A 24,725-nucleotide genomic window follows, 5' to 3' on the forward strand; every position below is an offset into this window, starting at 1 on the left:
GATACTTTTACCTCCGACCAAATGCAGTGCCCCAACCTTTATGAACCCTAACAGACTATTGTTTTTTTTCCTGCTGTGCTGTGCTATTGGAGCTCATGCGCAAAAGTCTAACATTAGTTTTAACCACCTGACCGTAGAAAACGGACTTTCCCAAAGCAGTGTGCTCTCCATCACTCAGGACAGCATGGGTTTTATGTGGTTTGGCACCAAAGACGGCCTCAATAAATTCAATACCCAGAATTTCGAAATTTATAAATACCATAGAAAAGACAAGTCTTCTTTAACGAGCAGCCAGAACATCAATGCCCTGCTCACCGACCGCAAAGGGAATTTATGGGTAGGCACACAAAAGGGACTCAACCTATACCTGCCAAAGACCAATTCCTTTAAGCGTTTTCAGTACCATAAAGAACAAAAGAACAGCCTGAGTAATAATGTCATCAGGTGTATCTATGAAGACCGTCAGGGACACATTTGGGTAGGAACAGACAGCGGGTTAAATAAACTCGTTGGTCAGGACCGCTTTGAACGTTATTTTACCAAAGCAGACCTTGGGAAAGGCCCGGTTCATCACCTCATTAAAGCCATCCATCAGGACCATAACAATGTATTGTGGATCGGAACCTTACAAGGGCTGAACAGCATGACCCTGGAAAAAGGTAAATACCGTTATCAGTCTTATGTTCATGATGCCAAACGCCCGGAAAGTTTAAGCGACAATGACATCGCCTCTATCCTCGAAGACCGTCAGCATAATTTATGGATCGGAACCCATGGCGCCGGATTGGAACTGATGGACCCGGCGAGGACTGCTTTCCGGCATTTCAGGTCCAAAAAAGGAAGCAGCAACAGCATCAGCAGCAATGTGATCCGGAAAATGATGCTGGCAAAGGATGGGAAACTATGGGTTTCGACCTTAAACGGTATCAATATCATCGATGTGGAAGATCATTCTGTCAGGGTGTTGAACCACCATCCGGATGATCCTTCCAGTCTGAACCAGAATTCTATTTACGACATGATGCAGGATGCTGCCGGATCGATCTGGGTGGGGACGTATTATGGAGGGGTCAATGTATACCATGAAAATTCTACCCCTTTCAGAGAGTATAAATCAAATACCGGCAAAAATGCATTGAGCAGTAATGTGGTAAGTTCGGTACTCGAAGATAAAAAACACAACCTCTGGATCGGGACCGAAGCAGAAGGGGTAAATTATTACGACCGCAGTTCGGGGAAGTTCAACAGCTTCAGGCATGATCCTGAAAATCCGGCTTCCCTAAGCTCTAACCTGGTCAAAGCAGTCTCGATAGACCACAATGGAAAAGTCTGGGTCGGTACTTATGAAGGCGGACTGGACCTTTTTCTTCCCGAATCGCAAAGCTTCAAACATTATAAGCCCAATCCCGGAGATCCTTATGCCTTGAACTCCAACCGGATTGTCGCCCTGCTTCACGATAGTCAGCAGCGCTTCTGGATCGGCACGAGGGCACAGGGAATTTACCTTTACAATGAAAAATCCGATAATTTTGCACCTTATACGGGTCAGGATGCCCAACATGATTTAAAAGTAGTCCGCTGTTTCTTTGAGGATTCCAAAAAGAACATCTGGATCGCCTGCAGTTCGGGAACCTATATTCTGGAACACAATTCCAATATCGTCAGGCGTTTTAAAACACGGGACAACCATACCATGTTTAACGACATCAATTTTATTCAGGAAGATTCCAAAGGAACCATCTGGCTGGGTGGTTATGAATCGGGATTGATGCGTTATATTCCGGAACTGAAAACGACACGCTTCTTTACCAAAGCAGATGGCCTTCCAAGTAATGTGGTATTGGGGATGCTGGAAGATGCCACAGGGAATTTATGGATCAGTACAGACAACGGCCTTTCCAAGTTCGACCATAAGGTGTTTAAGACCTATACCGTAAGGGATGGCCTTCCGGGAAATGTATTCAATTACAATTCTTTTTTTAAGGACAGCAAGGGCGAGTTTTTCTTTGGTGGATTCAATGGCATGGTCAGCTTTTTTCCGGAACAGATCAAAGACAATAACATGGTGCCCAAAGCGGTATTTACCCGCCTGAAGCTTTTTAATAAACTGGTGAGCATTAACGATGAAACGGAATTGCTCTCTGAAAATTTCAGCCTGACGAAAGCGGTCACCTTTTCCCACCACCAGAACATTTTTACCGTAGATTTTGCCCTGCTCAATTATATCAAATCGGAAAAGAACAGGTACGCTTATAAACTGGAAGGTTTTGAAAAAGACTGGAATTATGTGAACAGCCCTTCAGCCACTTTCACCAATCTTCCTTCAGGAACGTATACCTTGCTGATCAGAGGTTCCAATAATGATGGGGTCTGGACCGCTGCACCGGCACGTTTAACGATCCATGTAAATCCGCCTTTCTGGAAAACATGGTGGGCTTACCTGATTTACCTGAGCTGCTTTCTCGGTCTGCTGTTTCTGTTCTCCAGATTTTTATGGATCAGGGCACTGCTGAGAAGGGAGCATGAATTGTATCAAATGAAACTGGATTTCTTTACCAATGTTTCTCATGAGATCAGAACACCGTTAACGCTGATTGTTGGCCCGCTGGAGAACCTGATCAATGAAACCCAGGAATCTCCGGCACTAAACCGGAAACTGCTCACGGTAAGGAAAAATGCAGGAAGACTCACGAGATTGGTCAATGAGCTGATGGACTTCAGAAAAGCGGAGTCCGGAAAGCTGAGGCTGAACATTTCCCCCGGAAATATCATTCCCTTTGCCAAAGAGATTTTCCTTTCCTTTCAATACCTCGCGATCAAACATCAGATTTCCTATCAGTTTCTAACAGAAGAAGAGCAGATCGAAGTTTATTTCGACAATGAGCAATTGGAAAAGGTCCTGTTTAACCTCCTGTCCAATGCCTTTAAATTTACCCCGGATGGTGGTGCCATTCACTTATCTATCGGGAAAACAGCTTACGGTTTCGTGGAGATCAGTATTTCTGACAATGGGAAAGGGATTCCCGAAGAAAGCAGGGCACAACTGTTTACCAATTTTTACCAGGTAAAAGATCCCCTGTCCAGAAATAGTGGTACAGGAATCGGACTGGCGCTGTCTAAAAAAATCGCACAACTGCATTATGGGGGATTGTTCCTGGCAGAGGAAGAAGACATCCGGGAGACGGGAATGCATACCTGCTTCCGCCTCAAGCTGAAGCTCGGCCAAAATCATTTTTCTAAGGATGAGCTGGTGGAAGAGTTCCTGAACAGCGAAAATCCGGAACACTATCAATTTGAAACGGATCCTGAACATACCTGGAGCCCACAGCTCCCGGAAAGCAGTGAAGAGGAAACCTTAACGCTGCTGATTGTCGAAGACAACCCCGAAGTAAGGGATTTCATTGTTCAGTCTTTAAGTCCTTATTATCAGATTCTGGTCGCCGAAAACGGAGAAATAGGAGTGGAGCTGGCCATCGCCAGAATTCCCGACCTGATTGTCAGCGATGTCATGATGCCGGTAATGGATGGCCTGGAGCTGTGCCGCACTTTAAAAACAGATGTCCGTACGAGCCATATTCCAATCATCCTGCTGACGGCAAGGTCCGGAAATATCCACGAAGTGAATGGATTGAAAACGGGAGCAGAAGCTTACCTGACCAAGCCTTTCAGCATCAACAGCCTTCAGCTCAACATTTCCAACCTGCTGATGTTGCAGGCCAATATGAGGCGCAAGTTTTCTCAGCAGATTACCTTGCAGCCTTCCAATATTTTAATAGAGTCTGCAGATGAGGAATTCCTGGACAAAGTGATGGGCATCATTGAAAAGAATTTTGCCGAAGCTGAATTCAGTGTGAACACCCTTGCTTCAGATCTGGGCATGAGTACGCCAATCCTCTATAAAAAGATTAAGGTCCTCACCGGGCTTACCGTAAACAACTTTATCAAATCCGTCCGCCTGAAAAGAGCAGCCCAGCTGCTTCGCCAGAATGTATATACAGTATATGAAATTGCTTATATCGTGGGTTTCAATGACCCCAAATATTTCAGTAAAGAATTTGTGAAACAATTCGGAAGAACCCCCTCTGATTATGCTTTTGAAGAATAAAGGCCGCTGATTTAAGAATTTCACCCCTTTTCTTTAAGATTTCACCCCCTCGGATATTGCGATGAGACTTACATTAGCAAAACCAATTATAAATATCTGTTAAGATTAAGCAATCTATGAACGAGTATCCGATGATCCTTCTTTCTGTGGCTTCCTGTTATAAGGAGGTTTTGCAGCACGCTGATTCCCCGAGTCCTCAACTAAATAATTATTGATTATGAAAGCGCAACTACTTAAAGTATCTATGGCTCCTGCTCAATCATTTAGTGTAAGACAGGATATCGAACCTTTTGTGAATAACAAATGGCATTACCATCAGGAACTGGAACTGATCTATTTCAATGAAGGTAAAGGAACCCAGTTTATCGGCGACAATATCCAGCCTTTTAACTCCGGAGATATCGTCCTGGTAGGGGCACACCTGCCACATTACTGGAAGTTCGATGAGATGTATTTTGATGAAGGCGGAAAAACGGCAAACCTCGATGTGAAAGTCGCCCATTTCTCTGAGGCCCTTTGGGGAGATTTCTTTTTGAACCTGCCGGAAAACAGGCTGTTAAAAGAAGTCCTGGAGAAATCCAAAAGAGGGGTAAAGGTGACCGGCAAAAACAGGCAGCAAGTGGCAGACCTGCTTACGAAAATGCTGAAAGCCGAAGGAACCGAAAGAATCATTATGCTCATGCAGGCTTTAGTGGAAATTGCCAAATGTGGAGAGCTGGAAACATTGGCTTCTATCGGTTTTCAATACGACCTGGAACAGGTAGAGAGAGACCGCATCAGCGATATCTATGAATATACTTATGCCAATTTCAGGAATAAGATCTGTCTGGAAGAAATCGCAGACGTTGCCAAAATAAGTCCGAACTCCTTTTGCCGCTATTTTAAATCAAGAACACGCAAAACCTATTCGCAGTTCCTCACCGAAATTAAAGTCGGACAAGCCTGTAAGCTCCTGATCGAAGCACACCTCAACTTAAAACAAATCTGTTATAACAGCGGCTTTAATAATTTTGCCAGCTTTCATAAGTGTTTTAAGAAGATTACCGGGAAAAGTCCGCTGTGTTACCAGCGGGAATTTGTAACCGAATAAAGAAAAACAAACGAAAATCATCCCTTATACCCAACCAATATAAACCTAACCAAAACGAGCATGAGAACCACCATTAAAACGAGCCTAAGGGATTACCGGCATCACCCTCCTGAGCGACTGTAACCCGGAAAAACCGGATGAATCAGTCGATGATCAATTAAAATATTTACTCATTTTTTTAAAACAGAAGTATGAAGGAAATTTATACTAAGAACCTCTATTTGTCTAACAAATGGAAAGTGTGCAATATCCGTCAGGTTGGCGTAATCGTCTTACTGGCACTGGGAATGCTATTTTCACCCGCTGTATTCGCACAAAAAACAAACAAAGTAAAAGGGATCGTGAAAGACGATAAAGGCGTTCCACTTCCCGGTGTAGGTGTTAAGGTAAAGGGGACGAGTCTCGGAACCTCTACCAATGTAGATGGGGTATACAATCTGACTGTTCCCGCAGAAACCTCGGTACTGATATTTAGTTATATCGGTTACGTTTCACAGGAAGTAACGGTAGGAACTAAGACAAGCATCAACATCAGCCTGAAAGAAAACTTCTCCGACCTTGATGAGGTCGTGGTAACAGGTTATGGTGGGGTGGCGAAAAAGAGAGATTTGACGGGCGCGAGTTCTTCCATCAATGAAAAAACAATCCTGGAACGTCAGCCTGTCAACCTTTTTGACGCTTTACAAGGGCAGGCAGCAGGGGTTTTGATCGTGAACGATGGCGGTGGTGCACCGGGAGCAACGGGCTCTATCCAGATTCGTGGCGCCTCGACACTAAACGGTGGTAACGGACCTTTATATATAGTAGACGGAGTGATCAACCCTGATGGGGCGAACATCAACCCTACAGATATTGCCAATGTGGAAGTCTTGAAAGATGCAGCATCGGCCTCCATCTATGGTTCCAGAGCGGCAAACGGGGTAATTTTGATTACCACCAAAAGAGGACAGGACGGAAAACCGATGATCGACCTGACCTATAACCATGTATTCGGACGTCTGGCACATGGTATTCCGGTGAGCAACGCGGCCGAAGTACGTGAATTCAGAAATATTCAGGCCAGGCCAAACGGAACAGATTCCCTGAATCCGAGCTTCAATGCGGATAACAACCTGCAGGAACTCCTGCTGGGAAATCTTGCACAAAAGAAAGAGATCAAGTTGGGCATTAGTGGTGGCCAAAAAGGGCTGAGCTATTATACCAGTATCAATTACCTGGACGATAAGTCCATCATCATCAACAGCTGGGCAAAACGCTTACAGTCGAGGATCAATGTCAACTATCAGGTGAATGAGAAGTTGAAATATTCCAATAACATGTCTTTCAGCTGGCAAAAAGGAAATCAGATCCCGGTCGGAAATACGGTTAGAGTGGTGATCGACAGGCCTGCGTATTCCCTGATTTACTATCCTGATGGGACGTTGACGAGTTATATTGCCTCTAAAAGAAATCCAATTGCCCAGGCTTTATTCGAAAGGGACGAGGATGAAACCTTTTCCGGACAGTTCAATAACCAGCTGGATTATCAGTTTACCAAGGATTTGAAATTTACCACCTTATTCAATGCCAAGCTGGATAATTTCCAGAACCTCTATTTCTCACCAAGAATCCTTTCCGGTAAAAGAGATCAGAATTCAGGAAGAAATGAACTGAGAAAAAACTTTAGCTGGGAATATCAGGCATTTATGAACTACAATAAGACCATCGGTGAACACCATAATTTCTCCGCTTTATTGGGATTCAGTGCCGACAGGAAAAAGATGGACCGTGTGCATACTGAATATTTAAATAGTGTAAGTGAAGAGATCGTAGTGACCCTTCCTGACTATGTGAATGGGCCTAATACCTATTCTGAAGCCAGTGCAAATTCGACTGCATCTATGTTTTCCAGATTGGGATACAACTATAAAGGAAGGTATATCGTACAGGGAACTTACCGCAGGGACGGTTCTTCCAGGTTTGGTCCTGAAAACCGCTGGGGAAATTTCCTGTCGGGCTCTGCAGCATGGCGCTTCTCTGATGAGAAATTCATGTCATGGTCCAAATCGTTCCTGGAAGATGCGAAGATCCGTTACAGCTTTGGTCAGTTAGGAAATGATCAGATTGGGGATTATGAGTCGGTGACCAGGATTGCTTTTTCGGGCAGCTACAATGGTCTGGGTTCTGCCGCACCAACTGCTATCCTTGGAAATAAATTCATCAAATGGGAAACTACCACACAAAATAACATTGGTTTAGACCTGAGCTTCTTTAAAGGTCGCCTGGGCTTTACCGGAGATTATTATATAAAAAAGACGTCGAATCTGTTGTATCCAAGGGAAATTGCAAAGGAAACCGGATATAGTAAAGTACAGGTGAATGTAGGTGCGATACAGACCAAAGGTCTGGAGTTTGTGCTCAATGGCACACCTATCGCCACGAAAAACTTTGAATGGAACGTGACCGCCAACATCTCTTTTGAAAAAGGTAAAGTGTTGTCACTGGCAGATGGCGTTCCTTTCTTCGCCGGCAACAAATGGTATGTGGAAGAGGGTGGACGTATGGGGAACTTCTATGGCTGGAAAAACCTGGGTGTTTATGCCTGGGATGAATCCAATGCCTATGACGCCAATTGGAGAAAACTGGATGTCGTTCTGGAGAATGGCAAACCTAAATATGCCAATGGAAAAGCAGTATATACTTTAGATGGCCAGGAATACACGGGCAGTGTGAAAAGTAAACGTGCTCCGGATGGTAAACTGAAAGGTGGAGATGCAGAATGGGAAGAAGTCAGACCTGATGGCGTGATCGATGATGCAGACCGTCAGATCCTTGGCAATGCCACTCCGGATTACTACCTCGGAATCATGAACAATGTCCGTTACAAGAACTTCTCTTTGTCTTTCCTGTTCAACGGTTCATTTGGTGCTGAAGTATACAATTCGCTTTTGCAAACCCAGAATAACCCTTCCAACACAGGGGCCGGATCTCCGGATATGGTCTACAATTCCTGGAGAAAACCCGGAGACAATGCCAAATACCCTTATTATGTGGAGCGTAATAACCGTGGAAACCTTAAAACCAATCAAAATAGCCTTTATATCGAAAATGCTTCATTCATCAGGTTGTCGAGTGCCCGTCTTTCTTACCGTTTAAATCCGGATTGGGCAAAACGTGTTTTCCTTAAAGGTTTAACCACCTATGTCTATGGTACCAATCTCCTGACCTGGACCAATTACCGTGGTTATGACCCTGAGTTCAGTTCCGGTAACGTATTGACTCCGGGAGATGATACCGGAAAATACCCGAGAAGAAGAGAGTTTGGTTTTGGTGTAAACATTAATTTATAATAAGATGAAGACGAGAAAGTTAATCGCGATGTCTGCCCTGGCTACAGTGCTTTTACTGGGCGGGTGTAAGAAATTTTTAACTGAGAAACCTTTAGCTCAGGTAGCCATAGGTGATTTTTATAAAAACAGGTACGATATGGAAGCCTCGCTGGCTGGGGTATATTCCGCCTTCCAGCAGGAAATGATCGGTAAAGATCAGTATACAGAAAAATACCTGTACTGGGGGGAATACCGTGCCGACAATTTTGACCGTTTCCTTGCCTATACCAAAGATTACGTAGATGAAATTGCATTAAACGGTTTGACACCGACCAATCAGTTTTCAGACTGGACAGGCTTGTATGGCGTAATCGGAAGGGCCAATAGCACCATTAAATTTATGCCTCAGGCAGCAGCCCTGGACGTTACCCTGACTCCTGCATTGGCAGATAGCTACCTTTCTCAGGCTTATGCCTTGCGTGCGGTAAGTTATTTTTACCTGGTTAGGGTTTGGGGAGATGCCCCGATCAGAACGGAGCCTTATCTTGACATTTCAGAGCAGGCAGATTATCCAAGGGAATCAAAAGATAAGGTCATTTCTCAGGTGATCATTCCGGATCTGGAAAAAGCCTATAGCCTCGTGGTAAAAGGGTCAAAACCAATCGTCTACAATATGGGCGAAGCTGCGATCTGCGCGACCCTCGCTGATGTGTACATGTGGAAGAAAGATTATCCGAATGCCATCAAATGGATCAAGAACCTGTTTGCGGCAAAAGGACCACTGGGGACCGTTTATGCAGGATTGAGTGAGGCGAATCTACAGCCTTCTGCAAGCTGGAAAACCTTGTTCGCCGCACCGGCAACGAGCAATGAATCCATCTGGAGCATCCATTGGGATTTCCTGAAAAATGGTTGTGCCTGTATGCAAACCTCATGGACGAGCAACAATAAACAAATCAATATAGACGAAGGCATCTGGGCAACCTGGTTCCAGCCTCAGTCGCAGAACACGAGATCTACCGACATCAGACCAAGACAAACTGCGGATGTATTTGTTGCACAGCCGAAACCAAACAGAGACCGCTTCCTGAAATGGTATCCGACGGCAGCTGCACCAACTGCTGCAGATCTGTTTCCTGCAAGCAATCAGTATTTGCCGGTCTACCTGACCATGTACCGCCTGGGAGATATTTATCTTTTATATGCGGAAGCTTTGAATGGCAGTGGCGACCTGGCAGGTGCATTGAAATACCTGAATTTTATTCGTAAGCGTGCAGGAATACCGGAATATCTGGCCAATGATCCATTGGTTGCCGATCAGACCGCAATGGAAAATGCGATTCTGAATGAAAGACAACTGGAACTGTTCGGTGAAGGTAAAAGATGGTTTGACCTGGTGCGTACCAACCATGTAAAACAAGTAATGGACCCGATTCTTAAAAGAAGGCAAATCGCTGCAGGAAACCTTGAAGCTCCGGGCTTCCCTGATCCTGAAACGAAATCTTACTGGCCTTTACACAGAAATGTGCTGAATTCCAATCGCAAATTAGTTCAAAACCCTGGTTACACAGATTAAAATTAGCCTTATGAATACGATCAGATTAATCTTAAAAAGATATGCTTTCTTATTACTGCTGCCCTTATCAGGATGTACTTTATTCGATATGGACTTGCAGAAAAAATACGATTACGAACATAAAACACTGGACCCGAATATCAATATGACGGCCAGGCAGTTTTTAGAAAACCGCTCTTATGAATCCGCAACTAACACGAAGGATACGGTTTTTAAATGGATGAGAAAAGGACTGGACTATGCAGGAATTGACCTTGCCACTTATGAAAAACAGGGGATGACCTTCATTTTTCTGCACAATGATGCCGTGAGGGTTTATGATTCCAAAACCAAAAAAACATCTGCAGGTCTATGGGTAGACTTTCCGATCATTACAGGTCCGGCAAATCCGGCAACAGGAGTTTTTCCCACCCGTATCGCGGAAAAATGGGAGGATTACCCTAAGGAAGATGTCAAAAACTTCTTCCTGTACCTGATGATACAGGGGACCTATAACTTTAACAACATTCCATTGAACAATATCGCCGTACAAACGATGCTGCCTCCGGGAAGCATCGCCAGCAAAAGTTCTTCTCTTGGTCTTCTGAATGGCGGAACCGGATTTGATCAGGAGGGAAAGATGGAACTGAAAATCCTTAACAATGATGATCTGGCCCCGATCATGATCAACGACAAAACGGTCAACAGGTCTGGAGGTTATATTGCTACCAATTCGGTCGTACATGTTTACGGCACTACCATCTATCCTTTCAGAACACCGAAAACTCCATGAGAAAACTAATTTTAACCCTTTTTTGCACGATCCTTTTTAGTCATTTACGAGCACAACAAACCCAACGTTTAACGCAAAACTGGGAATATCTGAAAGGTGATCTGGGTGGTATTTATGAAGCCATCAGACCTGTGAAAGCAGGAAACCCGGAAAGTGTACCGCTATGGGAAAACGTCAATCTGCCGCATTGTTTCAATGCGACAGATGCCGTAGACCCGGATTTGAACTATTATCAGGGACCAGGATGGTATCGCAGCCAGTTAACGGTCAGCAATCCTTATCAGAATGGCCGGACATTGCTTCATTTTGAAGGCTCCGGACAGAAGACACAGGTCTATATCTACGATGTTAAAGTAGCAGAACATGTAGGCGGTTACGATGAATGGACAGCCGATATTACGGCAGCCGTGGAGGCTTTCCGTAAAAACCCTTTGTTTCAAAAGCAGTTTAAAGGGAAAATCCCGGTGGAAATCCGTTGTGATAATTCCAGAGATCTGGAAATGATCCCTTCAGACCTTTCTGATTTTAACATCTATGGCGGTCTGTACCGATACTTAAACTTGGTTTATGCGCCGCAGGTGTCCGCAGAAAAGGTCTTTGCCCATGCCAGTGTGGATGTGAAAGGAGCCCTCGGACAGCTAAAAATAGGAACAAGGTTATGGAATCCTGATGGCGTAGATACCGTGCTGGTTAAGGTAGAAGTTAAAGACCCTCAGGGAAAATTAGTTAGCAGCTGGAAGAAAGAATTAAAAGCATTTTATGGAACCAAAGACCTTTGGGAAACAACGATAAAGAACCCGAAATTATGGTCGACGGAAAACCCGAACCTCTATACGGTTGAAACGAGCATCCTTGCCAATGGAGAAACTGCAGTGCACAAAGAAAAGGTGGGCTTCAGAAACTTTGAGTTCGTTAAAAAAGGACCGTTCATGCTCAATGGCAAAAGGCTCCTGTTAAGAGGGACGCATCGCCATGAAGACCATGCAGGAGTAGCAGCAGCGATGACGGAAGAGCAGATCCGCGAGGAAATGGTGCTGATGAAAAATATGGGAGTCAACTTTATCCGCCTCGGTCATTACCAGCAGTCCAGAATTGTACTCGAGCTTTGCGATAGCCTGGGCATCCTGGTCTGGGAAGAAATTCCCTGGTGCAGGGGTGGCTTAGGTGGAGAATCTTATAAAAATCAGGCACGTACCATGCTGACCAATATGGTGGAGCAGCATTTTAACCATCCTTCCATCATCATCTGGGGAATGGGCAATGAAAACGACTGGCCCGGAGATTTCAGCGAATTTGACCAGCACAAGATCAGAGAATTCATGAAAGAACTGAATGACCTTTCTCATCGCCTGGATCCATCCAGAAAAACAGCGATCAGAAGATGTGATTTCTGTAAAGACATTGTAGATGTCTATTCTCCTTCCATCTGGGCAGGATGGTACCGCGGAATCTATACGGAGTATAAAGAGGTTTCCAAAACGGAATTTGATAAGGTAGATCATTTTCTCCATGTAGAATGGGGTGGTGATAGTCATGCCGGCAGACATTCTGAAAATCCTGACAATGCCTTGAGTCAGGTAAAAACAGGCAAAGGAGCGGATGAAAGGGCTGGAGATGCTTCCCTGTTTGGAGGAAGTGCAAGAGTGTCTAAAGATGGCGACTGGAGTGAAAGTTACATCGTTAACCTCATCGACTGGCATTTAAAAGAGCAGGAAACCATGCCCTGGTTAACCGGAGCGGCCTACTGGCCTTTTAAAGACTTTTCTACACCTGTACGCCCGGACAATCCGGTTCCGTATATGAACCAGAAAGGAGTCATCGAACGTGATTTTACAAAAAAAGAAGCGTATTACGTGTTCCAGTCGTACTGGACGAGCGAACCAATGGTGCACATCTACGGGCATTCATGGCCGGTAAGGTGGGGCAATGCGGATGAGCAGAAAATGATAAAAGTATATGCCAACCTGGATGAAGTAGAGCTGTTCCTGAACGGCAAAAGCCTGGGCAGGAAGAAACGCGATTCGCAGGACTTTCCGGCAGCGGGTTTGAGGTGGATGGTCAGTTTCAATGAAGGCAAAAATACCATCAAAGCAGTAGGCAAGAAAGATGGTAAAGTAATTACCGACGAAATTACCCAGGAATACCAGACCGCAAAATGGGATAAACCTGCAAAAATGATCCTGGAGAAAGTCTCCGAAAAGGAAGGTATTGCAGTGATCCGTGTAAAAATCCTGGACAAGAACAATGTCTTATGTCTGGATGCACAAAATTACATCAGCTTCGGCCTGACCGGTGATGGCAAACTGATCGATGATCAGGGAACTGCCCGTGGTTCACGCAGGGTGCAGTTAGGAAATGGACGTGCTGAGATCAGCATCAAACTAAATAATGGAAAGAGCGTGGCAAGTGTAAAAGCCGATGGCCTGCCTTCCACATTTATTGAACTTTAACGATTTGAAATGAAATTTACCCAGTTTTTGTTAGTAGGAGCCGTATTCATCAGTGTAAATGCCGATGCGCAAAACAATGGCCCCCTCCGGCTATGGTATGACCGCCCTGCGAAAGTCTGGGAGGAAGCCCTGCCTTTGGGGAATGGGAAAACCGGAGCAATGGTTTATGGCCGCGTGGGCAGGGAACGCATTGCTTTAAATGACAATACCTTATGGTCGGGTTTTCCTGATCCGGGGAACAATACAAACGGACCTAAAGTCCTTCCAGAAGTCAGAAAAGCAATTGAAGATGGTAAATATGACGAGGCAGCGGTACTCTGGAAGAAAATGCAGGGGCCTTATTCGGCGAGATACCTCCCATTGGGAGAACTGTTTCTTCAGTTTAACCAGCAGGACAGCATTCCCGAAAGCTACCAAAGAGATTTGAATCTTCACCATGCAATTTCTACCCTAAATTATACTTTAAAAGGAGTCTCTTATAAAAGAGAGGTCTTTACGAGTTTTCCAGGCAAGGCATTGATGATGAGGATTACCGCCAATAAACCCGGCTCCATCAGTTTCCATACCGGATTAATCAGCAAGCTGAGGTTTAAAACCAATAGTTCAGGAAGCAATGAGCTGATTCTGAAAGGAAAAGCTCCGAAGTTTGTCGCCAACAGGGATTACGAACCCAAACAGGTGGAATACGATGAGCAGGAGGGGATGACCTTTGAGATTCGTTTAAGAATCAAAAATGAAGGCGGCTCCCTCAGCGGAACGGGGGATCAGCTGGTCGTAAAAAATGCCAATGCAGTGACCATTTACCTTACCGAAGCAACGAGTTTCAATGGTTTCGATAAATCTCCCGGATTGCAGGGTAAAAATCCAGCAATAGAAACGCTGGCAAATATGAACCAGGTATTTTCTAAAAGCTTTGAAAGCTTAAAGTCAGCACACATTAAAGATTATCAGGCTTTGTTTAACCGGGTTAAATTTGAACTTAACCCCAACCCTGTTGCAGAAAAGCAAACGACAGATCAACGCCTGAAACAATATGCAAAAACAAAAAATGATCAGGGATTACAAGCCTTATATTATCAGTTTGGCCGGTATTTAATGATTGCCGCTTCCCGCCCGGGATCGAGGCCTTCCAACCTTCAGGGGATCTGGAATGACCTGGTACAACCACCATGGGGAAGCAATTATACCACCAATATCAATACAGAAATGAATTACTGGCTGGCCGAAAATGCCAACCTTTCCGAATGCCATCAGCCGCTGTTCGACTTTATGAAGGAGCTGGCGCTGAACGGAGCAAAGACGGCAAAAGTAAATTACAACATCGATAAAGGATGGGTAGCACACCACAATTCAGACCTTTGGGCCAAAACTTCTCCTCCGGGAGGTTACGACTGGGATCCGAAGGGAATGCCGCGATGGTCGGCATGGCCGATGAGTGGCGCCTGGTTCAGTACCCATTTATTTGAACATTATCAGTTTACCGGCGATAAAGCTTTTTTGAAACAAACTGCTTATCCGCTAATGAAAGGTGCTGCTGAATTTATGCTGCAATGGTTAATCAAGGATGAGAAGACGGGTTACCTGGTAACCAGTCCTTCCACTTCACCCGAAAATACCGTTAAAATTCAGGGCAAAGAATACCAGCTTTCCAAAGCTTCCACAATGGACATGTCGATCCTCAGACAATTGTTTACGGATTTAATCCGGACCACTGAGGCTTTAAATATAGATGCTGCATTCAGAACAGAACTGACTGCTGCACGCGAAAAATTATACCCTTTTCATATCGGACAGTATGGTCAGGTACAGGAATGGTTCCAGGACTGGGATGATCCAAAAGATACACACCGCCATATTTCTCATTTGTTCAGCCTGTTTCCCGGCAACCAGATTTCCGTTTTCGGAACTCCGGAGCTGGCCAGTGCGGCGAGGCAAAGTCTGATCTTCAGGGGAGATGTGAGCACAGGATGGTCTATGGCCTGGAAAATCAACTGGTGGGCGAGGTTACAGGATGGCAATCATGCTTACAAAATTCTGGAAGATGCCTTTACTTATATCGATCCGACCTTAACGAAAGCGCAAATGAGCGGGGGTGGAACCTATCCGAATCTGTTTGATGCACATCCGCCATTCCAGATCGACGGCAATTTTGGTGCTACCGCCGGAATCACCGAAATGCTGTTGCAAAGTCAGGATGGCATGATCAGTTTATTGCCTGCATTACCGGAAATCTGGCAACAAGGCCGCATTCAGGGCATCAAAGCCCGCGGGAATTTTGTGGCAGACATCAGCTGGAAAAAAGGAAAACTGGCTTCGGCAAGGTTAAAATCTGAAATAGGAGGGAATTGCAGACTGAGAACGTTAGAACCTGTTAAAGTGCTTGATGTCAATGGAAAAGTACTGGCTGCGAGCGGAAAGGACGTCGAAGGGGGAAACAGCAACCCGCTTACGCAGAAAGCTTACCTGCCTCCTTATCAGAACAATTCAAAAGTACGCCTGGAAAAACTGGATATCGGACATGGATACCTGCTCGATTTTAAGACGGAAAAAGGAAAAACATATCAAATCATAGCCCTGTAAATCATGTATAGAAGGATCTTAATTTGTGCAGCATTTTTATTGACGGGCCTGTTGGTACAGGCACAGGAGATTAAATGGGAACAGGTGGCCCCGGGAATCTGGAAAGGAAGCGTAGGCAAGCCGGAAAGCTATAACCTGCTGACCGCCTCTGGTGCAAATCCGGCAATGGCTGGATTAAAACGCCTTGGCGATGCCGGTTTCCCTTTGGTTAAAGAAGAAATTGTGGCCAGACTTAATGATGGCAAAACCTATCTCCGGTTCCCTTTGACCAAAAAAGAACAGCTTTATGGCTTCGGACTTAACTTTCAAACCGTTCATCAAAGAGGGAAAATCCTCGAACTTCATGTAGACCATTATGGCGGTAAAGACAACGGGCGGACCCATGCACCGACTCCTTTTTATGTGTCTTCGGATGGCTATGGCGTATTCATCAATTCTGCACGTTACCTGAAAGTTTATGCCGGTTCTGCGGTAAGAAGAGACAGCAAAGATGCGCCGGAAGCGAAAGACCGCAATACCGATAAAACCTGGTCTTCCCGCCCTTATTCGGATGCCGTAGAAATCCTGGTCCCTGCAGAAGGAGTAGAATTCTACGTTTTTGCAGGCCCTAAACCTTTGGATGCCGTAAGCCGTTACAACCTGTTCAATGGTGGCGGTCCCTTGCCTCCACGCTGGGGATTGGGCTTCACCCAAAGGGTAAAAACTCTTTATACTTCAACAGAAGTAGAAAACGAAGCCAAAGCATTTGCGGATAAAGGTTTCCCGCTGGACTATATCGGTCTGGAACCAGGATGGCAAAGTAAAGCCTATCCCTGTACTTTTGAATGGGATAAAAGCCGCTATCCTGACCCTGCTGGTTTTGTTAAAAACATGCTCAGCAAAGGCATCAGGCTAAATTTATGGACCAATCCATACGTTTCTCCTGCTGCATCGATCTATAAAGATATTAAACCTTATACTGCCGACCATACCGTATGGCTGGGCGCGGTGGCAGACCTGACGATGCCGGAGGCGAGAGCTATCCTGTTCGGACAACTCAAAAAAGGCCAGGTAGACCTGGGCGTGAGCGGCTATAAATTTGACGAGGTGGATGGCTATGACCATTATTTATGGCCGGATGTAACCAGTTTTCCTTCGGGAAAAAGCGCGGAACAACTGCGTCAGACCTATGGCCTGCTGATTCAACGTTACAGTGCGGAGCTTTTTCATCAGCGAAATCAGCGTACCTATGGCCTGGTTCGTGCCTCCAACGGAGGTGGAACCGCCTTGCCTTACGTGATTTACAATGATTACTATAACCACGAAGATTTCATCACCGCGCTGATCAACAGCAGTTTCTCCGGCGTACTCTGGACTCCGGAAGCCAGGGCTTCGAAAACGGGAGAAGAGTGGTTGCGCAGGATGCAGTCGGTGGTATTCTCGCCAATGGCGATGATCAATGCCTGGTCCAGCGGAACAAAACCATGGTCTTATCCTGAAGTCGAACAACAGGTAAAAGAGATGGCCCTGCTGCGCATGCAAATGATGCCTTACTGGTATAGTGAGTTTGCGAAGTACCATTTTCAGGGGATTCCGCCATTCCGGGCGATGAACCTGGAAGAGGGATTCCTGTCGGAAGTGCAAAAGGAACTGAAAAGTACTAACCTGGAAGATAACCCATACGTAGAGGCGGTGAGTAAAGAAGTGAAAGACCAGTACATGGCCGGAGAATACCTATTGGTGGCGCCGATGTTTGCCGGTAAATCCAGCAGAACGGTGATCCTGCCAAGGGGAAAGTGGTTTGACTTCTATACCGGCAAATTTGCAGGTGATGGAGAAGTGATTACCGTTACCCCCGGACTGGACCGGATTCCTGTATATGTGAAAGACGGTGGGATCATCCCTATGGGCCCTGCTTTGATGCATGCCCCGAAACCTACAGATAAGATTAACCTGGAGATCAGGTATTATGGAAGTAAACCAGGTAAATACCTGCTTTATGATGATGATGGGGAGAGTTTTAATTATGAAAAAGGAGATTTCAGTTTCAGAGAGATCAACATTACAAAAGGGGCTGATGGCATGTTAAAGACCTCGGTTTCCAAAGCAGAAAAGGGAAAGCCCAATACCCTTGATCAAATCGTTTTTAAAGCAATGACCAGCAATTAACAGGATGAAAAGATTAATCATAATAGGCTTTACCTTGCTTCAGATAGGCTTCAGTGGGAATGTTTTTTCCCAAAGCCCGGAAAAGCAGGCCGTATTGACTTTGAAAAAAACAGTGCTTGCACAGGCTGCATGGGCGATGCAGCAGGAACCGGTAACGGTAACCGCGGCAAGTTCTCCCAGAAGTGCGGGAGGGATCCATGATTTTTACTCGGAAGGGGATTACTGGTGGCCGGATCCTGCAAACCCTGCAGGGCCTTATATCCAGCGTGATGGGATGACGAACCCGGATAATTTTGTCGCCCACAGACTGGCGATGATCCGCTTTAGTAAAATCATCGGTGCCCTGGCTTCCGCCTATAAAATTACCGGAGATAAAAAATATGCTAAACAGGCAATGGTTCATTTGCAGGCCTGGTTCATCAACGAAGGAAGCCGGATGAACCCGAGCTTAACCTTTGCACAGGCGATTCAGGGAAGATTTACCGGAAGAGGAATCGGCATTATCGATACCATTCAGCTGCTGGAAGTATCGCAAGGTGTCCTGGTGATGGAAAAAGCATTGAGCAGGGAGGTGCTTTCCGGAACAAGGCAATGGTTTGGCGATTACCTGAACTGGCTGATGAGCCATCCTTATGGTAAGGATGAAATGAATGCGCAGAACAACCACGGTACCTGTTTTATCCTGCAGGTCGCGGCTTTTGCCAAGTTAACGGGGAATGAAAAGCTCCTGTCTTTTTGCAGAGAGCGTTATAAAACAGTGCTTTTGCCCAATCAAATGGGCCTGGATGGCAGCTTTCCAAGAGAGCTGAGCCGCACCAAACCTTATGGTTATTCCATCTTTAATTTAGATGCGATGACTACCCTGTGTCAGATTCTTTCTACTCCGGCAGATGACCTCTGGAAGTATGAAACGACGGACGGCAAATCCATTAAAAAAGGGATTGCTTACCTATATCCATTTATAAAAGACAAAAGCAAATGGCCTTTGAAACCGGATGTGATGCATTGGGAGAACTGGCCGGTGGCACAACCCTTTTTACTTCTGGGTGCTTCAGAATTTAAGCAGAAAGACTGGTTGCAGACCTGGCAAAAGCTGGATCATGATCCTCAGGTGGAGGAAGTGGTTCGCAACCTGCCGGTTAGAAACCCAATTATCTGGATCAATTAACCTTATAATATATCAATATCAAAACAGATATGAAGCTCAGGATGAATTGTAAGTCGGCCTTTTTATTTTGCTCCCTTTCTTTGATTGCAGGTGCCGGATACGCTCAGGTGGCAGGTGATGAGGATAAGGAAATGTTCAATCAGGCAAAGCTTCGCGATGAAAATGCCATCAATACTGCCAAAAACGGATGGTGGGCGGATTCCAGGAAAGACCATGAGCAGCGGATGCAATGGTGGAGGGAGGCTAAATTCGGCATGTTTGTACATTGGGGGCTCTATTCTAAGCCCGAAGGGGAATGGAAGGGTAAAGTCGTAAACGGCTATGCCGAGCACCTGATGAGAAAGGAAAAAATCAGCAGGGCGGCCTATCTGGAGCTTGCCCATGAGTTTAATCCCTTGAAATTTAATGCAGAAGAATGGATTCTGAACGCGAAAAAAGCAGGGATGCATTATTTTATCGTCACCGCAAAACACCATGACGGTTTTGCACTATTTGATTCTCAATTTTCCGATTTTGACATTATAGACCAGACTCCCTTTAAACGTGATCCGATGGCGGAACTCGCCGCTGCGGCAAAGAAACACGGAATGAAGTTCGGGTTTTATTATTCCCATGCTTTCGACTGGGAGCATCCCGATGCACCCGGGAACGACTGGGAGTACCAAAACCCGGGAGGAGACCAGCTCATTGGCGGTGCAAACTGGTTCGATAACCATCCGGAATGGTTGCCAAAAGCGGCGAAATATGTAGACCAGAAGGCGATTCCTCAGATTAAGGAATTGATCAATAAATACCATCCGGACATTCTTTGGTTTGATACGCCACATAAATTACCGCTTTCGGAGAACCTGCGCATCCTTCAGGCCATCCGGGAAACAGATCAGAACATTGTAGTTAACGGGCGTTTGGCGAGAAGTGCTTCCCAAAATTTTGGGGATTACCTGAATACCGGAGACCGCCCTGCGGAGCTTCGCAGCGTAGATGGAGATTGGGAAGCCATTCCGACAACGAACGAATCTTATGGGTATTCGAAACATGATCATAGCCATAAACCTGCTAAATTCTTTATCCGGTTATTGGCGAATGCCGCTTCACGCGGAGGCAATATTTTATTGAACATCGGCCCGAAAGGGGACGGCAGTTTCGACCAGAAGGACGGTCAGATTCTGGACAGCATAGGAAACTGGCTGCAGCAGAATGCTGCTGCGGTATTCGGAACTCAGCGCTCTACCTTACCCATTCCAGGATGGGGGGTAGCGACGCAGAAAGATCAGACCGTTTACCTGCATGTGTTTGACTGGCCAAAGGACGGAAAATTGCTTCTTGGGGGATTGGAAACTGAAGTGAAATCTGCTTACCTGCTTGCAGATGAAACTAAAAAGAAACTTAATGTAAAGCGTTTGAGTAGTTCGGATCTTCGCATTGATGTTCCTGCATTGTCGCCTGATGGCTCGGATGCGGTGCTTGTCCTGGAGCTGAATGCTCCGGTAAAAGCGAAGCCAGTCCGCCTGTTGTCCAGTCAAAATACCAACAGATTCCTATCCTTTGATGCCCTGCTTCATGGTAAAGCTTTCGGCTTTGGGGATGGAAAAACAGGCCGCTACTTTGTGGATGGATGGAAAACCTCAACGCAGTTTTTTACCTGGGAGCTTAAGACATTACAAGCCTCGAAGTATAAGGTGCTGATCAGGTACCTGGCGCCGGAAGGAGCCGGAGGGACTTACCTTGTTCAGCTTGGTGATTTCAAAAAAGAGCTTCCGGTATTGCCTTTAAAAACCGGAGTACAGACTCAGGAAATTGGCATTGTTCATTTAAAAAAAGAAGCAACACAACTTAAAATCAGCCCTGTTCAGATTTCCGGAACTGAGCTGATGAAACTATTGGAAATTCAATTGGTCCCTGTTCCTTAACGAGCCGGGTTCAACCGTATAAAACTTAAGCACATAAAAAATGAAAAGATACTTCTTTACCGTATTAGCCCTCTCATTATTACAGACAAGCACTTTCGCACAAAAGGTAAACGTTAAAAAGGCTTTTGATAAAGCTGCCCTGCAAACTAAGGTGATGTTAGGGGAGGTGGACAAAGCAAAACACAGCTCAGGAAAAGCCGGATTGGTTTCTCCGAGAACAATAGAACATGGAAAACTGAAGCTCGTGGCTTCAAAGGATTGGACGAGTGGTTTTTTCCCAGGAGTCTTATGGTTTCTCTATGAATATACAAAACAGCAGAGCTGGAAGCAGGAAGCAGAAAAATTCTCCGCTGAGATCGAAAAAGAAAAATGGAATGGAGTAACTCATGATATGGGCTTTAAGATCTATTGCAGCATCGGGACAGGATTCCGACTGACCAATGATCCACATTACAAGGAGGTGATTCTTCAGTCTGCAAAAACATTGGCTACCCGTTTTAATCCAAAAACAGGGGTGATCCGTTCCTGGGACCATAGTCGCGAGAAATGGGTAAACCCGGTAATTATCGACAACATGATGAACCTGGAACTGCTTTTTGAGGCGACCAGGTTAAGCGGTGATTCTTCATTCCATAAGATTGCGGTGAGTCATGCAAACACGACAATAAAGAATCATTTCCGTCCGGATTACAGCTCTTACCACGTCATTGACTACGATCCTGTTACGGGCGCAGTATTAAAAAAGAACACACATCAGGGCTATAGTCATGAGTCGGCATGGTCCAGAGGACAGGGTTGGGCACTTTATGGATATACCTTATGCTACCGTTACACGAAAGATCCGGTGTATTTGAAACAGGCAGAAAATATTGCTGCTTTTATCCTGAACCATCCGAATATGCCGAAAGACCTGATTCCATATTGGGACTTTAACGCGCCGAATATTCCGAATGAACCAAGGGATGTATCGGCAGGAGCCGTGATCGCTTCCGCACTTTATGAATTGAGTGATTATAGTGCTCAAAAGAAAAACTATAGAGAGAAAGCAGCAGTGATGATGCAGAGCATGGCCAATATTTATACTGCCAGGGTAGGGGAGAACAAAGGATTTATCCTCACCAGCAGTACAGGTTCAAAGCCTTCAGATACAGAGGTTAATGAGCCCTTATCTTATGCAGATTATTACTATCTGGAAGCATTGCTCAGGGCAGAGAAATTGAAATAGGGCAGGCCTTTTTACAACCAATAAGAATCAACCAAATATTAATTATATACCTAAAAATTATGAAAACAAACCAAGTAATGATTGCTGTATTGATGAGTGGAGGCCTATTGTTGTCGAGTTGTAAAAAGGAAAAAGAACCGGATGCGGCCCTGTCTGCTTCCAAAGCATTAGCCAGTGCGTCTGGCGATGTCGGGATCATGTCTGTCCTGTTTAACGGAGATGCGAGCAATGGCTCGTCAAACGTTTGGAAAAACATCAACATTGAAGGAACAGGAGCGGTAACCACTGTAAATGATGAAACAGGGACCCTGGTCTGGAAATTTTTAAAACCATCGGGAAGCCATAGAACCGAAGGTCGTGGGGCTAAAAACTATAGCGCTCAGGAGGGAGATGAAATCTATATCGGCTGGACAAGTAAGATCTATATGCCGACCGACCTGAAAACTGACGCCCTTTTCCAATGGAAATCCTATCCTACAGATGGTTCGCTTCAAAACCACCCCTTAATGGTCCGTACCAAAAACGGAAAACTGGAACTGCAGCATTTTGACGATCAGCACGTGGCTACAGTTCCCTGGTCTGTTACGCTTTCTACCAGCACCTGGCTTAAGTTCGTGATCCGCATGAAAGTATCCAGAGACAAGACCGTAGGATTCATTGAGTTCTGGTACAATGGCGTGAAACAAACGCTCTCCAACGGCAGTGACCGCTTATATTGCAGAACCCTGGATGCGGTACCGGAATGCGATCCTAAATGGGGCGTTTACGGTGGGGATTCCTCACAAGTGACCCATTTCGTGAAAAAGATCAGAATCGGTACTACCTATGCCGATGCAGCTCAGTAAACGAACAAAAAAATGATAAAATTGCTGAACCATAAGCCAATTGAGTAGCCTGCCGATTCCCAAATAGAAGTTAAATTAGACGAGTATAACCAAACCATCAATAAACAACATGCGTAAAATATCATTTTCCCTGCTTCTGGCATTTTCTTTCTTTATCCAACTGGCCAATGGTCAGCAATCCATCTCTAAAGATGAGCGCATGGCCTGGTGGCGTGAAGCGAAATTCGGGATGTTCATCCATTGGGGCATCTATGCACAGTTTGCAGGAGTCTACCGTGGAGAAGAACAACGAAGAGGGGGTGCCGAATGGATCATGAACAGGTCCAAAATCCCCGTTGCTGAGTATCAGGAAATGGCAAAAAGCTTTAACCCAACAAAGTATGATGCTGATGCCTGGGTGAAGATGGCCAAAGATGCAGGGATGAAATATCTGATCATTACCGCAAAACACCACGATGGATTTGCGCTGTTTAACTCTAAAGCAAGCAAATGGGACATTACCGACGCTACTCCTTATGGTAAAGATCTGTTAAAACCCCTGGCAATAGCCTGTAAAAAATATGGGCTAAAGCTGGGGTTTTATTACTCTCAGGCACAGGATTGGAACAATCCCGGTGGTGCAGCCGCGAGAAAAGTTATGAATGAAGGATGGGCAAACCCGGATTCTGTAAAGGTTGATGCTTATACTTTGGCCAATAAAGGCCATTGGGACCCTGCACAACAAACTAAAACTTTTGACCAGTACATCGATGACGTTGCCGTTCCACAGGTAAAAGAACTGATGACCAATTATGGCGACATTGCGGTACTTTGGTGGGATACGCCCACAAATATGACCGACGAAGCGGCCTTAAAGCTTCAGAACGCCTTAAAAACACAACCTTATATCATTACTAACGACCGTTTAAAACGGCCGAACTTCCCTGGAGATACCAAAACTCCGGAGCAGAAAATCCCGAACCAGGCAGAATTGGATGGCCAGGACTGGGAAACCTGTATGACCATGAATGGCACCTGGGGCTTCAGAACTTCAGATCATAAATGGAAATCCAGTGAAACATTGATCCGTAACCTTTCGGATATTGCTTCTAAAGGAGGAAATTACCTGTTAAATATTGGTCCTAAGCCGGATGGAACCTTCCCGGAGGAAAGTGTAAAAAGACTGAGCGATATCGGAAAATGGATGAAAGTAAACAGCGAATCCATCTATGGAACGAAAGCCAGCCCATTGTCGCCATTAGATTGGGGACGTTGTACAAAGAAAGAAACTAAAAAAGGAACGACACTGTATTTTTCGGTGTTCAACTGGCCTTCAAACGGCCAATTGCTGATTCCTGGTGTGAAAAATAAAGTGATTTCTGCGCGGTTACTGGCAGGAAAGGGCAAAGTATCTGCAGAGACAAAAGGATTTGATTTGTTATTGACTTTACCTGCTCAGGCACCTGATGCCGTAGCGAGTGTCATTAAGGTTGAATTTGAAGGAAGCATTGCCAATCAGCATGGCGACCAGCCAAAGAAAGAAATGAAAACAGGGGCATTAGATTAGAA

13 protein-coding genes are annotated in these 24,725 nt (G+C 45.3%); all 13 read left to right on the forward strand.

Translation table 11 applies throughout. The features are described 5' to 3' along the window. Window positions 1–40: 40 nt before the first annotated feature. The 13 genes from AAFF35_RS08455 to AAFF35_RS08515 all read left to right on the forward strand — a co-directional run bounded on the left by AAFF35_RS08455 (window position 41) and on the right by AAFF35_RS08515 (window position 24,723). Window positions 41–4,105, forward strand: a complete 4,065-nt coding sequence (locus tag AAFF35_RS08455) for a two-component regulator propeller domain-containing protein (protein WP_342331995.1) — start codon at window positions 41–43, stop codon at window positions 4,103–4,105. Window positions 4,106–4,322: 217 nt separating this feature from the next. Continuing rightward, on the forward strand, window positions 4,323–5,195 hold the full coding sequence (locus AAFF35_RS08460; RefSeq protein ID WP_342331996.1) for a helix-turn-helix domain-containing protein: 873 nt from the start codon (window positions 4,323–4,325) through the stop codon (window positions 5,193–5,195). A 191-nt stretch (window positions 5,196–5,386) separates the two neighbouring features. Further along, window positions 5,387–8,524 carry a TonB-dependent receptor gene (locus AAFF35_RS08465; RefSeq protein ID WP_342331997.1) on the forward strand — a complete coding sequence of 1,046 codons (3,138 nt, stop codon included), beginning with the start codon at window positions 5,387–5,389 and terminating at the stop codon, window positions 8,522–8,524. Between the two features lie 4 nt (window positions 8,525–8,528). Next, window positions 8,529–10,079: a RagB/SusD family nutrient uptake outer membrane protein gene (locus AAFF35_RS08470; protein ID WP_342331998.1), complete on the forward strand. Its 1,551-nt coding sequence runs from the start codon at window positions 8,529–8,531 to the stop codon at window positions 10,077–10,079. A gap of 10 nt (window positions 10,080–10,089) precedes the next feature. Then, the gene (locus AAFF35_RS08475; protein ID WP_342332000.1) at window positions 10,090–10,851 is read left to right on the forward strand and encodes a hypothetical protein; all 762 of its coding nucleotides are present in this window, start codon (window positions 10,090–10,092) and stop codon (window positions 10,849–10,851) included. Further along, the gene (locus tag AAFF35_RS08480; RefSeq protein WP_342332001.1) at window positions 10,848–13,301 is read left to right on the forward strand and encodes a glycoside hydrolase family 2 TIM barrel-domain containing protein; all 2,454 of its coding nucleotides are present in this window, start codon (window positions 10,848–10,850) and stop codon (window positions 13,299–13,301) included. Before AAFF35_RS08475 ends, AAFF35_RS08480 begins: the two co-directional genes overlap by 4 nt. Window positions 13,302–13,310: 9 nt before the next feature. After that, on the forward strand, window positions 13,311–15,881 hold the full coding sequence (locus tag AAFF35_RS08485; protein WP_342332002.1) for a glycoside hydrolase family 95 protein: 2,571 nt from the start codon (window positions 13,311–13,313) through the stop codon (window positions 15,879–15,881). Window positions 15,882–15,884: 3 nt separating this feature from the next. Then, a complete protein-coding gene (locus AAFF35_RS08490; RefSeq protein WP_342332003.1) occupies window positions 15,885–18,029 on the forward strand; it encodes a TIM-barrel domain-containing protein in 2,145 nt (714 codons plus the stop codon). 4 nt (window positions 18,030–18,033) lie between these two features. Next, window positions 18,034–19,197, forward strand: a complete 1,164-nt coding sequence (locus AAFF35_RS08495; RefSeq protein ID WP_342332004.1) for an alginate lyase family protein — start codon at window positions 18,034–18,036, stop codon at window positions 19,195–19,197. 29 nt (window positions 19,198–19,226) lie between these two features. Continuing rightward, entirely contained in the window at window positions 19,227–21,107 is a 1,881-nt protein-coding gene (locus tag AAFF35_RS08500; protein WP_342332005.1) for an alpha-L-fucosidase, read from the forward strand. A gap of 40 nt (window positions 21,108–21,147) precedes the next feature. After that, window positions 21,148–22,332, forward strand: a complete 1,185-nt coding sequence (locus tag AAFF35_RS08505; RefSeq protein ID WP_342332006.1) for a glycoside hydrolase family 88 protein — start codon at window positions 21,148–21,150, stop codon at window positions 22,330–22,332. Window positions 22,333–22,391: 59 nt separating this feature from the next. Next, a complete protein-coding gene (locus tag AAFF35_RS08510) occupies window positions 22,392–23,177 on the forward strand; it encodes a heparin lyase I family protein (protein WP_342332008.1) in 786 nt (261 codons plus the stop codon). Between the two features lie 109 nt (window positions 23,178–23,286). Beyond that, complete coding sequence (locus AAFF35_RS08515) at window positions 23,287–24,723, forward strand: alpha-L-fucosidase (RefSeq protein ID WP_342332009.1); 1,437 nt, start codon at window positions 23,287–23,289, stop codon at window positions 24,721–24,723. Window positions 24,724–24,725: the final 2 nt, after the last annotated feature.

The organism is Pedobacter sp. FW305-3-2-15-E-R2A2 (assembly GCF_038446955.1).
Classification (GTDB): Bacteria; Bacteroidota; Bacteroidia; order Sphingobacteriales; family Sphingobacteriaceae; genus Pedobacter.

Bases quoted from the DNA above. Each gene is read 5' to 3' on its own strand.
- AAFF35_RS08455 (WP_342331995.1), top strand. From the start codon at position 41: ATGAACCCTAACAGACTATTGTTTTTTTTCCTGCTGTGCTGTGCTATT.
- AAFF35_RS08460 (WP_342331996.1), top strand. From the start codon at position 4,323: ATGAAAGCGCAACTACTTAAAGTATCTATGGCTCCTGCTCAATCATTT.
- AAFF35_RS08465 (WP_342331997.1), top strand. From the start codon at position 5,387: ATGAAGGAAATTTATACTAAGAACCTCTATTTGTCTAACAAATGGAAA.
- AAFF35_RS08470 (WP_342331998.1), top strand. From the start codon at position 8,529: ATGAAGACGAGAAAGTTAATCGCGATGTCTGCCCTGGCTACAGTGCTT.
- AAFF35_RS08475 (WP_342332000.1), top strand. From the start codon at position 10,090: ATGAATACGATCAGATTAATCTTAAAAAGATATGCTTTCTTATTACTG.
- AAFF35_RS08480 (WP_342332001.1), top strand. From the start codon at position 10,848: ATGAGAAAACTAATTTTAACCCTTTTTTGCACGATCCTTTTTAGTCAT.
- AAFF35_RS08485 (WP_342332002.1), top strand. From the start codon at position 13,311: ATGAAATTTACCCAGTTTTTGTTAGTAGGAGCCGTATTCATCAGTGTA.
- AAFF35_RS08490 (WP_342332003.1), top strand. From the start codon at position 15,885: ATGTATAGAAGGATCTTAATTTGTGCAGCATTTTTATTGACGGGCCTG.
- AAFF35_RS08495 (WP_342332004.1), top strand. From the start codon at position 18,034: ATGAAAAGATTAATCATAATAGGCTTTACCTTGCTTCAGATAGGCTTC.
- AAFF35_RS08500 (WP_342332005.1), top strand. From the start codon at position 19,227: ATGAAGCTCAGGATGAATTGTAAGTCGGCCTTTTTATTTTGCTCCCTT.
- AAFF35_RS08505 (WP_342332006.1), top strand. From the start codon at position 21,148: ATGAAAAGATACTTCTTTACCGTATTAGCCCTCTCATTATTACAGACA.
- AAFF35_RS08510 (WP_342332008.1), top strand. From the start codon at position 22,392: ATGAAAACAAACCAAGTAATGATTGCTGTATTGATGAGTGGAGGCCTA.
- AAFF35_RS08515 (WP_342332009.1), top strand. From the start codon at position 23,287: ATGCGTAAAATATCATTTTCCCTGCTTCTGGCATTTTCTTTCTTTATC.